We start from the raw sequence: 12,700 nt of genomic DNA on the forward strand, positions 1-12,700 counted from the left end.
CGTACGACCAAGGGAAACGGTTGCCCACATTCCCTTACGAGTGAGTCTCGACCGGGTCTCGCTATGGCGACGCCTCGCCATGGCTCAGGTCTCGGACTCCCCGCGCATCACTCCACCGACTCCCCGCGGATCACGGCCAGCACCCCGTCCAGCTCGTCCGGCTTGACGAGCACGTCCCGCGCCTTGGACCCCTCGCTCGGTCCGACGATGCTCCGCGACTCCATCAGGTCCATCAGCCGCCCGGCCTTGGCGAAGCCGACGCGCAGCTTGCGCTGGAGCATCGAGGTGGAGCCGAACTGGGTGGAGACGACCAGCTCGGCGGCCTGGCAGAGCAGGTCGAGGTCGTCGCCGATCTCCTCGTCGATCTCCTTCTTCTGCTTGGTCCCGACGGTGACGTCCTCCCGGAAGACCGGCGCCATCTGGTCCTTGCAGTGCTGCACGACAGCCGCGACCTCGGCCTCGGTGACGAACGCGCCCTGCATACGGACGGGCTTGTTCGCGCCCATCGGCAGGAACAGACCGTCACCCTTTCCGATGAGCTTCTCGGCCCCCGGCTGGTCCAGGATGACCCGGCTGTCGGCGAGCGAAGAGGTCGCGAAGGCGAGCCGCGACGGCACGTTCGCCTTGATCAGACCGGTGACGACGTCCACCGAGGGCCGCTGGGTGGCGAGCACCAGATGGATGCCGGCCGCACGCGCCAGCTGGGTGATCCGGACGATGGCGTCCTCGACGTCCCGGGGCGCGACCATCATCAGGTCGGCCAGCTCGTCCACGATCACCAGCAGGTACGGATAGGTCTTCAGCTCGCGCTCGCTGCCCTCGGGCAGCTTGACCTTGCCGTTGCGGATGGCCTCGTTGAAGTCGTCGATGTGCCGGAAGCCGAACGCGGCCAGGTCGTCGTAGCGCAGGTCCATCTCGCGCACCACCCACTGGAGCGCCTCGGCGGCCCGCTTGGGGTTGGTGATGATCGGCGTGATCAGGTGCGGGATGCCCTCGTACGCGGTGAGCTCGACCCGCTTGGGGTCGACGAGCACCATCCGGACGTCCTCGGGGGTCGCTCTTATCATGATCGACGTGATCAGGCAGTTGATGCACGAGGACTTTCCGGAGCCGGTGGCACCGGCGACCAGGACGTGCGGCATCTTCGCCAGGTTGGCCATCTCGTAGCCGCCCTCGACGTTCTTGCCGAGCGCGACCAGCATCGGATGGTCGTCCTCGGCCGCCGCGGCCAGCCGCAGCACGTCGCCGAGGTTGACCATCTCCCGGTCGGAGTTCGGGATCTCGATGCCGACCGCGGACTTGCCGGGGATCGGCGAGATGATCCGTACGTCCGGGGAGGCCACGGCGTACGCGATGTTCTTCGTCAGGGCCGTGATCTTCTCGACCTTCACGGCCGGGCCGAGCTCGACCTCGTACCGGGTGACCGTCGGGCCGCGCGTGAAGCCGGTGACGGCCGCGTCGACCTTGAACTCGGTGAAGACGTTGGAGAGCGAGTCCACGACGGCGTCGTTCGCCGCGCTGCGCGTCTTGCCGGGCCCACCGCGCTCCAGGAGGTCGAGCGAGGGCAGTGCGTACGTGATGTCCCCGGACAGCTGCAGCTGCTCCGCGCGGGGCGGCAGCTCGCTGTGCTCGGGCGCGGGCTTGGTGAGGTCCGGTACGGCTCCGGGCAGCCGCCCGGCCTTCTCGGCGCGGGCACCCGGCACCGGCGCCCCGGTGGTGCCGGCGTTCCCCTTGGCCTCGGCGGCTTCGGCGGCCGCCGCCGCGACCGCGGCCGCGCGCTCGGCGGTGACGTCCCGGGTGAGGTCGGCGACCAGCGGGGACGGCGGCATGCCGTTGAGCACGGCGCCGTCGAGGGCGGCGGCGGCCGCGGCGGCCACGTCCACGGCGTCCATGGGCCGGTCGAAGGCGGGCTGGACCGGCGGCCTGCGCGGGCGCCTGCGCCGCGTGAGCGCCTCCTCCTCGGCCTGGTCGACGTCGTACACCTCGGGGGACCCGGGAGGCGTGCGCCGGGCGCGCGCGGCGGGCTGCGGGCCGGCCTCGCGCCAGTCGTCCTCGTACCGCTCCTGGTCGGCCTCGGGGTCGTACGCCGGCTCGACGAGGCCGAGCTTGGCGCCGAGCGCGCGCAGACGCTGCGGGATGGCGTTGACGGGCGTGGCGGTGACGACGAGCAGTCCGAAGATCGTGAGCAGCACGAGCAGCGGTACGGCGAGGACCTCGCCCATCATGAAGATCAGCGGCTTGGAGACGGCCCAGCCGATGAGCCCGCCGGCGTCCTGCATGGCCTTGGTGCCCTCACCGCGCCCCGGGGAGCCGCAGGCGATGTGGACCTGTCCGAGCACGCCGAGGACGAGGGCGGAGAGTCCGATGACGATCCGGCCGTTCGCCTCGGGCTTCTCCGGGTAGAGGATCAGCCGGACGCCGATGGCACCGACCAGCAGCGGCACGAGCAGGTCGAGCCGGCCGAACGCGCCGGTGACGAGCATCTCGACGAGGTCGCCGACCGGGCCGCGCAGATTGGACCAGGTGCCGGCGGCGACGATCAGGGCGACGCCGAGCAGCAGCAGCGCCATGCCGTCCTTGCGGTGCGCGGGGTCGAGGCCCTTGGCTCCGCGCCCTATCCCCCGGAACATCGCCCCCACGCCGTGCGCGAGTCCGAGCCAGAGGCCGCGCGCGAGCCGGTACACGCCTCCGGTCGGGGAGGGCGCGGGCTTGGGCGCCGGCTTCTTAGCGGCGGTCTTCTTGGCGGGCGCGCGCTTCGCGGGCACGGCTTTCTTCGCCGCGGTCTTCTTCGCGGCGGGCTTGGCGGGCGACTTCGCGGGCGCCGCCTTCTTCGCGGCACCGCCCGTACGGCCGGCGCGCGGCTTCGCGGTGCCCGCCGTGCCCTGGGAACCCTTGCCGGACGTACGTGAGGCCATGATGCTGAGGTTACCGGTGTGAGCCGCGTCGGACACGTGCCCGTCCGGGCTCACCCGTTCGTGTCGTTCGTACGAGGGCGTGGAACTGACGCCCACTCACGACGGGCGGTCGAATCTTGATGGTACGTCAGCTGCACGCCGACTCCCCACGTACCTGCCCGTCGGCCGTACGTCAGCTCTGCGAAGGCAGGACGGGCGGGCCGCCCGCGCCCGGCTCCAGGGCGTCCAGGGCCCGCCGCAGCCCGGTGAGCTTGCGCTCCAGATGGGCGGCGGTCGCGACGGCGGCGGCATCGGCCGAGTCGTCGTCGAGCTGCTTGGACAGCGCCTCGGCCTGCTCCTCGACCGCCGCGAGGCGGGCGGAGAGCTCGGCGAGCAGCCCGGCCGACTCCTTGGCATGGCCGCCGGAACCGCCACCCTCCAGCTGGAGCCGGAGCAGCGCGGCCTGCTCACGCAGCTGGCAGTTCTTCATGTACAGCTCGACGAAGACCGAGACCTTGGCGCGCAGCACCCACGGGTCGAACGGCTTGGAGATGTAGTCCACCGCGCCCGCCGCGTACCCCCGGAAGGTGTGGTGCGGGCCGTGGTTGATGGCGGTGAGGAAGATGATCGGGATGTCCCGGGTCCGCTCCCGCCGCTTGATGTGCGCCGCGGTCTCGAATCCGTCCATTCCCGGCATCTGGACATCCAGGAGAATGACCGCGAAGTCATCGGTCAGCAGCGCCTTGAGCGCTTCCTCCCCGGACGATGCCCGCACCAGCGTCTGATCGAGCGCGGAGAGAATGGCCTCCAGCGCCAGCAGATTCTCCGGCCGGTCATCGACCAGGAGGATCTTGGCCTTCTGCACCATGCCCCGTCCTCCTCGCCCCGGCATCGGCTCTCCCCGACTCGCCGAGCCGGGGGAAGCACCGGGCGCCGCCCCAGAAGACGACTCCCATGCGCCGTCCGTCCTTGTGCCGGTCATGGTAGCCGCACCCCGCCTGTCGCCACACCCTGTCACCACGATGTCACTGTGCACGTAGCAGAAACGTGGTGAGAGACCAGAAGGTTCCCCGCATCCCGCCCTCTCACACGCCCGCGGCGACAGTGCGTCAACAACCCTCGCTTCCGTTTCCGCGCATCCACTCCTCCATCACGGAGAGCAGGTGATCGGGGTCGACCGGCTTGGTGACGTAGTCGGAGGCGCCCGACTCGATCGCCTTCTCCCGGTCGCCCTTCATCGCCTTCGCGGTGAGCGCGATGATCGGCAGCCCGGCGAACTGCGGCATCCGGCGGATCGCGGTCGTCGTCGCGTATCCGTCCATCTCGGGCATCATGATGTCCATCAGAACGACCGTCACATCGTCGTGCTGCTCCAGCACTTCGATGCCCTCCCGGCCGTTCTCCGCGTACAGCACCGCGAGCCCGTGCTGCTCCAGGACGCTGGTGAGCGCGAAGACGTTACGGATGTCGTCGTCGACGATCAGCACCTTCTCGCCGCCGAACATGAACGTACGGCGCGGCTCGGCCTCCACCCGGTCGTCGTCGGCCCCCGCCTGCTCGGCGTGACCGCCGCGGGCGGGCTGACCCGGCAGCGCCGGCTGGCGCTCGTCCCACCCGGCCTGCTGCACCGCCTTGCGCCGGTGCCGGAACAGCGCCCCCGCGCCGGAGCGCAGATCGGCCGCCATGGGCGAGGGCGGGAACGGCGGCAGGGTCTCGTCGACCGAGCCGTCCTCCAGCCCCGCGCGCGGATCCATCGGCCCCGCGCCCCCCGGCCCGTAGCCGTGCGGCGGCAGCTCGCTGGGGCTCAGCGGCAGATAGAGCGTGAACGTGGAGCCGCGGCCCGGCTCGCTCGCCGCGTAGATCTCGCCGCCGAGCAGCCGCGCGATCTCCCGGCTGATCGAGAGCCCCAGGCCCGTACCGCCGTACTTGCGGCTGGTCGTCCCGTCCGCCTGCTTGAACGCCTCGAAGATCACCCGCATCTTGCCGGCCGCGATCCCGATGCCGGTGTCCGTCACCGAGAAGGCGATCAGATCGGCCTCCGGGTCGCGCAGCGAACCCGACTCCAGGAGCTGCTCGCGGATCGACTGCGGTACGTCCGTCCCGGCCGGCCGGATGACCAGCTCCACGGCGCCCGAGTCGGTGAACTTCACCGCGTTGGACAGCAGGTTGCGCAGCACCTGGAGGAGCCGCTGCTCGTCGGTGTGGAGCGTGGCGGGCAGTTCGGGCGAGACCCGGACCGAGAAGTCGAGCCCCTTCTCGGCGGTCAGCGGCCGGAAGGTGGCCTCCACGTAGTCGACGAGCTGGACGAGCGCGATACGCGTCGGGGAGACGTCCATCTTGCCCGCCTCGACCTTGGACAGGTCGAGGATGTCGTTGATCAGCTGGAGCAGGTCGGAACCGGCGCCGTGGATGGTCTCGGCGAACTCGACCTGCTTGGGCGAGAGGTTGAGATCCGCGTTGTCGGCGAGCAGCTTGGCCAGAATCAGCAGCGAGTTGAGCGGTGTACGCAGCTCGTGGGACATGTTGGCCAGGAACTCCGACTTGTACCGCATGGAGACCGCGAGCTGCTCGGCCCGCTCCTCCAGAACCTGCCGGGCCTCCTCGATCTCGGTGTTCTTCACCTCGATGTCCCGGTTCTGCCGGGCGAGCAGTTCGGCCTTCTCCTCCAGCTCGGCGTTGGAGCCCTGGAGCTCCTTCTGCCGGTGCTCCAGCTCCGCCGACCGCTCGCGCAGCTGCTCGGTCAGCTCCTGCGACTGCATGAGCAGGACCTCGGTCTTGGTGTTGACGCTGATGGTGTTGACCGTGGTGGCGATCAGCTCGGCGAGCTGGTTGAGGAAGTCCCGCTGGATCTGCGTGAACGGCTGGAACGAGGCCAGCTCGATCACGCCGAGCACCTTCCCCTCGAAGAGGACGGGCAGGACGATCACATGCGCCGGGGCGGCCTCGCCGAGCCCGGACGAGATTTTCAGATAGCCGGGCGGCACGTTGACCTGGATCGTCCGCTTCTCCTCCGCCGCCGTCCCGATGAGCGTCTCGCCGGGCCGGAAGGACGTGGGCATGGAGCCCGCGGAGTAGCCGTAACTGCCGCGCATCCGCAGCTCGTACGCGCTCTCCCCCGGCCGGCCGAGTTCGGCACCGCCGGTCGCGGAGCCGGTCGCGACCGCCACGAAGAAGGCGCCGTGCTGGGCGGAGACGACCGGGGTCAGCTCGCTCATGATGAGCGAGGCGACGTCGTCCAGATCGCGCCGGCCCTGCATCAGGCCCGAGATCCGGGCCAGGTTGCCCTTGAGCCAGTCCTGCTCCTCGTTGGCGAGGGTGGTGTCGCGCAGGTTGGCGATCATCGTGTTGATGTTGTCCTGGAGGGCCTGGATCTCGCCCGCCGCGTCCACGCCGTCGATCTTCAGGTTCAGATCGCCGCGGGTCACCGCCGTGGCGACGGCCGCGATGGCCCGCACCTGCCGGGTCAGGTTCCCGGCCATCTCGTTCACGGACTCGGTCAGGTCGCGCCAGGTGCCGTCGACGTCACGCACGCGTGCCTGGCCGCCGAGGATGCCCTCCGTACCCACCTCGCGGGCCACGCGTGTGACCTCCTCGGCGAACGAGGACAGCTGGTCGACCATCGTGTTGATGGTGTTCTTCAGCTCCTGGATCTCACCGCGCGCGTCGATGTCGATCTTCTTGGTGAGGTCGCCCTTGGCGATGGCGGTCGTGACGGCGGCGATCTGGCGCACCTGACCCGTCAGGTTCGACGCCATCGAGTTCACCGACTCGGTCAGGTCCTTCCAGGTCCCCGACACGCCCGGCACCCGCGCCTGGCCGCCCAGTTCGCCTTCCGTACCCACCTCACGGGCGACTCGCGTCACCTCGTCCGCGAACGACGACAGGGTCGTCACCATCGTGTTGACGGTGTCGGCGAGCTCGGCGACCTCGCCGCGCGCCTCGACCGTGACCTTCTTCGTCAGGTCTCCGTTGGCGACCGCCGAGGAGACCCGGGAGATGTTCCGCACCTGACTCGTCAGGTTGTTGGCCATCAGGTTGACGTTGTCGCTCAGGTCCTTCCAGATGCCGGTGACCCCGCGCACTCGCGCCTGACCGCCGAGGATGCCTTCCGTACCCACCTCACGGGCCACCCGCGTGACCTCGTCCGCGAAGTTGGACAGCTGGTCGACCATCGTGTTGACGGTCGTCACCAGCTCCAGGATCTCGCCCTTGGCGTCGACGGTGATCTTCTTCGACAGATCGCCCTTGGCGACCGCCGTGGTGACCTCGGCGATGTTCCGCACCTGCGAGGTCAGGTTGTTGGCCATGAAGTTCACCGACTGGGTGAGGTCCTTCCAGGTGCCGGAGACCCCCTGCACCTCGGCCTGACCGCCCAGGATGCCCTCCGTACCCACCTCACGGGCCACCCGCGTCACCTGCTCCGCGAAGCTGGAGAGCTGGTCGACCATGGTGTTGAGGGTGTTCTTCAGCTCCAGGATCTCGCCGCGCGCGTCCACGTCGATCTTCTGCGACAGGTCACCGCGCGCGACCGCCGTGGCGACGCCCGCGATGTTACGGACCTGGGCGGTGAGGTTCCCGGCCATGCCGTTCACCGAGTCGGTCAGATCGCGCCACACACCGGCCACGCCCGGCACCTGCGCCTGACCGCCGAGCCGGCCGTCCGTACCCACCTCACGGGCCACCCGGGTCACCTGGTCCGCGAAGGCGGACAGCTGGTCGACCATCGTGTTGATGGTGTTCTTCAGCTCCAGGATCTCGCCGCGCGCGTCCACGTCGATCTTCTGCGACAGGTCACCCCGCGCCACCGCCGTCGTCACCTGGGCGATCTGCCGCACCTGGGACGTCAGGTTGCCGGCCATGAAGTTGACGGAGTCGGTGAGCTCCTTCCACGTACCGGAGACACCGTCCACCCGCGCCTGACCGCCGAGGCGGCCCTCCGTGCCCACGTCACGCGCCATCCGCGTCACCTGGTCGGCGAAGTTCGACAGCTGCGACACCATCGTGTTGACGGTGTTCTTCAGCTCCAGCATCTCGCCCGCGACATCGACGGTGACCTTCTGCGACAGATCACCGTTGGCGACCGCCGTCGTCACCTGGGCGATGTCCCGCACCTGACCCGTCAGGTTGCGGAACGCCGTGTTCACCGAGTCGGTCAGGTCCTTCCAGGTCCCCGCCGCGCCCGGGACGTGCGCCTGCCCGCCGAGCAGACCCTCGACGCCGACCTCCCGCGCGACCCGCGTCACCTCGGAACCGAAGGCGGAGAGCTGGTCCACCATCGTGTTGACGGTGTTCTTCAGCTCCAGCATCTCGCCGGCCACGTCGACGGTGACCTTCTGCGACAGATCACCGTTGGCGACCGCCGTCGTCACCTGCGCGATGTCCCGCACCTGTGTGGTGATGTTCCGGAAGACGGTGTTGACCGAGTCCGTCAGGTCCTTCCAGGTGCCGGCCGCGCCGGGCACCTGCGCCTGCCCGCCGAGCACACCCTCGGCGCCGACCTCGCTCGCCACCCGGGTCACCTCGTCGGCGAAGGTCCGCAGCGTCTCCGTCATCTGGTTGATCGTGTCCGCGAGCTGCGCGACCTCGCCGCGCGCGCTGACCGTGACCTTCTGGGACAGATCGCCGTTGGCGACCGCCGTGGTCACCTCGGCGATACCCCTCACCTGATTGGTGAGGTTTCCCGCCATCGTGTTGACGGAGTCGGTGAGGTCCTTCCACACACCGCCGACCCCGGCGACCTCCGCCTGGCCACCCAGCTCGCCCTCGGTACCGACCTCACGCGCGACCCGGGTCACCTCGGAGGAGAACGAGGACAGCTGATCCACCATCGTGTTGACGGTGTTCTTCAGCTCGAGCATCTCCCCGGCCACATGAACCGTGACCTTGTTGGACAGATCACCCCGGGCCACGGCCGTCGTCACGAGAGCGATGTCACGCACCTGCGCCGTCAGCCGGTACGCCATCGTGTTGACCGAGTCCGTGAGGTCCTTCCACGAACCGGACATTCCGCGCACCTGGGCCTGACCGCCCAGGATGCCCTCGGTACCGACCTCCAGCGCGACCCGCGTCACCTCGTCCGTGAACGCGGACAGCTGGTCGACCAGGTTGTTCACGGTCCGGGCGACCTTCAGGAACTCACCGCGCAGCGGCCGCCCCTCCAGCCCGTCCGACCGCAGGTCCATGCGCTGACCCAGGTCACCCTCGGCCACCGCCGAAAGCACCCGACCCACCTCGGAGACCGGCCGCGTCATGTCGTCGACCAGCGCGTTCGCGGCCTCGATCGCCGCCAGCCAGGCACCCTCGCTGGGCCCCGCCTCCAGCCGCTCCGACAACTTGCCCTCGCGCCCGACCATGCGCCGGACCCGCGACAACTCGCCGGTCAGATGCATCTGCCGGTCCGCGACCTCGTTGAAGACGGCGGAGATCTCCGCCATCATCCCGTCGCCGGACACGGTCAGCCGCTTGCGGAAGTTACCGTCCCGCATCGAGACCAGGGCGGCGAGGAGCCGCTCCATGGCCGCCGCGTCCACCTGCACCGTCTCACCGCTCCGGGGCCGTCCGCCCTTCGCGCGCGTCGTGCCGCCGCCGCCGCGCCGCGCCGCCGTGCCAGACTCCACCGTGTCCCTCCCGAAGGGGTTGACCGTACTGCCCGGGCAGTCACCACAAGCCTGCCCAGTGTTTCACCGCAGCCGAACCTGGCGATAACAGTTCGGCAGCTTCGCATAGCGTCCCCGCCCCCAGGAGACGGAAACAGCGCCGACCGGCATCCGCCCGGACAGCGAAGGTAAGTAACCTGGCATCCGGCTGTCCAACCGCCCCGGTCCGCCCGGCGGGGGCGGGGTGGCGCGAAACGACCACCGGGCGCAGCGGGAGGGGCAGACCGACCATGGCGGAGCCGGGCGTCGAAACGCGTACGAGGAGTTCTGTGATCACTGCGCGGGCGGCTGCCACCTTCGACCCCGTCGGGCGGTCCGTCGCGACCGCCCGCGCCTTCGTCCGAGACACTCTCCAGGGGTGGGGATACGCCGAGGTCGTCGACGACGCCGTCGTCCTGACCAGCGAACTCGTGACGAACGCCGTCATCCACGCCGGCACCGCCGCGGACGTCCTGTGCCTGCGCGGCGACGACGGCGTCCGCGTCGAGGTCGCCGACCACTACCCCGAACGCGAGATCCCCGTCCAGGGCGGCCGGACCCTCGCCCACCCCGACCGCGAGAACGGCCGGGGCCTGCTCCTGTGCGCCGCCCTCGCCACCCGCTGGGGCGTCGAGTACACCCCCACACACAAACATGTCTGGTTCCAGCTCGATCTGCCCGAGCGGTCGATCGGCACCCGCTCCGCCGGACCGGTCCTCCCCGACGCCCTCCTCCCGGTCGCCGACAGCCGCGTCCGCGTCGCCGTCGCCCAGATCGACCGCGGCGGCGCCATCAGCGCCTGGAACGAGGACGCCGAGGAACTCTTCGGCTACGCGGCCGAGCAGGTCACCGGCAAGCCGCTCGGCGACCTCGCCGCCTGGCCGCACACCCCCGGCATCAGCACCGGCCTCGCCGAGGCCCTCCGCCTCTCCCGCTGGGAGGGCAGCTACGGCATCCGCTGCGCCGACGGCCGGGTCATCCCCGTCTACGCCTCCCACCTGCGCGTCCGCGACGCCGGCGGCGAGCCCTCGACGGTCTGCCTGCTGGTACGGGAGTACGAGCGCGCCGTCCTCCAGACCCCCCAGCGCCCCGCGGTCTCCGACCCGGGCGCCGAGAGCCGCGCCACGGACCCCTTCGAGGTCTTCATCGGCTCCCCGGCCCCCGACGACCTCGACGGCCTCCTCCAGCGCACGGTGGAGCGCGCCCGCGACATGCTCGACGGCGACTCCGCCTTCCTCCTGCTCGCCACCGACGACGAGACCGAACTGGAGGTCCGGGCCACCACCGGCCTCCCCTCCGCCCGCCAGCGCTTCGCCCGGGTCCCCGTCGAGACCGGCGCCAGCCGCTACGGCTCCGCCCGGATGCCGGCCGTCCACGAGGACCTGGCCGCCGTCCCCGGCGCCGTACCGCTCCTCGAAGGCACCGGCATGCGCTCCGTCGTCACCGTGCCGCTCAAGGTCGAGGGCCGCCTCACCGGCTCCCTCGGCGTCGCCGCCGAAGGCTCCAACCGGTACTCCAACGAGGAGGCCCTGCGCCTCCAGTTCGCCGCCGACCGGATCGCGCTGGCCGTAGAGTCGGCCCGCCTCGGCGAGCTCGAACGCCTGCGCCGCGGCTCCCTGAGCTTCCTCGTCGAGGCCTCCGACCTGCTGGCCGGCACCCTCGACCGCGACCAGACGCTGGCCCTCATGGCCCAGATGACCGTCCCGACCCTCGCCACCTGGTGCGCCGTCTACACGATCGCCGACCAGGCCTCGGACCCGTACCTCTCGTACGTCCTGCACGAGGACGAGGACCGCATCGACGGCCTCAAGGCCCTGCTCTCTTCCATCGCCCCACCCGACCCGGTGCCCACCCCTGGCGCCCGCGTCTGGGCGGCCCCGGCCGAGGCCGCGCACCGAGCGGCACTCTCCACCTCGATGCGCGAACTGGGGGGCACGGGCGGCCCGTTGTCCTCGGGAATCGACACGACGCTCGCGACCGCGACCGTGGTCGGCGGGGAGACAGTGGTCCTGCCGCTGGTGGCCCGCAACCGCGTGATCGGCATGCTCACCCTGGGCAAGCCCTCCGACGACCACTTCCGCCAGGAGATCCTGGAACTCGCCGAGGACCTCTCCCGCCGAGCCGCCCTGGCCCTGGACAACGCCCGCCTCTACTCGGAGCGCATGGCGATCAGCCAGTCGCTCCAGCGCAGCCTGCTGCCGCCCGGTCTCCCGCAGATCGACGGCGTCGAGGTCGAGGTCATCTACCGCGCGGCCGGCGAGGGCAACGAGGTCGGCGGCGACTTCTACGACCTCTTCCCGATCCGCGACAACGCCTACGGCTTCGCCATCGGCGACGTCTGCGGTACGGGCCCGGAGGCCGCGGCCGTCACGGGCCTGGCCCGGCACGCGCTTCGCCTGCTTGCCCGCGAGGGCTTCGGCGGCCCCGCGGTCCTGGAGCGCCTCAACGCCGCGATCCTCGACGAGGGCGCCCGCAGCCGCTTCCTGACGCTCCTGTACGGCGAGATGTGGCCCCAGGAGGACGGCTCGGCCATCCTGAAGGTCGTCTGCGCCGGTCACCCTCTGCCCCTGCGTCTCCGCCAGGACGGCACGGTCGTCCCGGCCGCCGATCCGCAACCCCTCCTCGGCGTCATCGACGACCTGGAGCTGTACGAGCAGACCATCACCCTTGAACCCGGCGATGTCCTGCTCTGCGTCACGGACGGCGTCACGGAACGCCGTGAGGGCACGCGCATGCTCGGCGACGACGGCCTGATCGAGGTCCTCAAGACCTGTACGGGCCTGACGGCCGGCGCGGTCGCCGCCCGCATCCTCCGCGCGGTCGAACGCTTCGCCCAGGAACCCGCCTCCGACGACATGGCCATCCTGGCGATGCGCCTCCCGGAGCCCCTGACGGGCAACTGAGTAACGGCGGTCCCCTGCTCCGAACGGGGCGGGGGACACCCCCGGCCCTGCAGGAACAGCACAAAACAAAGAAGGCCCCCGCCATCAGGCGGGGGCCTTCTTTGTTTTCGCTGGAGCCCTTTAACGGAATCGAACCGTTGACCTTCTCCTTACCATGGAGACGCTCTACCGACTGAGCTAAAAGGGCGGGAGTTCGGCGGCGTCCTACTCTCCCACAGGGTCCCCCCTGCAGTACCATCGGCGCTGAAAGGCTTAGCTTCCGGGTTCG

At 70.4% G+C, this 12,700-nt stretch carries 4 protein-coding genes, 1 tRNA gene and 1 rRNA gene; 1 reads left to right on the plus strand and 5 read right to left on the minus strand.

The window, feature by feature from the left end; translation table 11 throughout:
- Positions 1-107: 107 nt before the first annotated feature.
- The 3 genes from Q5762_RS19550 to Q5762_RS19560 all read right to left on the minus strand — a co-directional run bounded on the left by Q5762_RS19550 (position 108) and on the right by Q5762_RS19560 (position 9,511).
- Positions 108-2,915 carry a DNA translocase FtsK gene (locus tag Q5762_RS19550; RefSeq protein WP_315893445.1) on the minus strand — a complete coding sequence of 936 codons (2,808 nt, stop codon included), beginning with the start codon at positions 2,913-2,915 and terminating at the stop codon, positions 108-110.
- Between the two features lie 172 nt (positions 2,916-3,087).
- Positions 3,088-3,762 carry a response regulator gene (locus tag Q5762_RS19555; protein ID WP_315893446.1) on the minus strand — a complete coding sequence of 225 codons (675 nt, stop codon included), beginning with the start codon at positions 3,760-3,762 and terminating at the stop codon, positions 3,088-3,090.
- Between the two features lie 241 nt (positions 3,763-4,003).
- A complete protein-coding gene (locus Q5762_RS19560; protein ID WP_315893447.1) occupies positions 4,004-9,511 on the minus strand; it encodes a HAMP domain-containing protein in 5,508 nt (1,835 codons plus the stop codon).
- A 269-nt stretch (positions 9,512-9,780) separates the two neighbouring features.
- On the opposite strand from Q5762_RS19560, the gene Q5762_RS19565 reads away from it, so the two are divergent.
- Complete coding sequence (locus Q5762_RS19565) at positions 9,781-12,432, plus strand: SpoIIE family protein phosphatase (RefSeq protein ID WP_315893448.1); 2,652 nt, start codon at positions 9,781-9,783, stop codon at positions 12,430-12,432.
- A gap of 111 nt (positions 12,433-12,543) precedes the next feature.
- On the opposite strand, the gene Q5762_RS19570 is transcribed toward Q5762_RS19565, so the two are convergent.
- A tRNA-Thr gene (locus tag Q5762_RS19570) sits at positions 12,544-12,619 on the minus strand.
- Positions 12,620-12,623: 4 nt separating this feature from the next.
- Positions 12,624-12,700: ribosomal RNA gene (gene rrf, locus Q5762_RS19575) — 5S ribosomal RNA — on the minus strand; the annotation flags it as partial.

The sequence above is a fragment of the Streptomyces sp. P9(2023) genome (genome assembly GCF_032436795.1).
GTDB lineage: Bacteria > Actinomycetota > Actinomycetes > Streptomycetales > Streptomycetaceae > Streptomyces.

Coding starts and splice junctions, on each gene's coding strand:
- Q5762_RS19550 (WP_315893445.1), bottom strand. CDS start 2,915: ATGGCCTCACGTACGTCCGGCAAGGGTTCCCAGGGCACGGCGGGCACC.
- Q5762_RS19555 (WP_315893446.1), bottom strand. CDS start 3,762: ATGGTGCAGAAGGCCAAGATCCTCCTGGTCGATGACCGGCCGGAGAAT.
- Q5762_RS19565 (WP_315893448.1), top strand. CDS start 9,781: ATGGCGGAGCCGGGCGTCGAAACGCGTACGAGGAGTTCTGTGATCACT.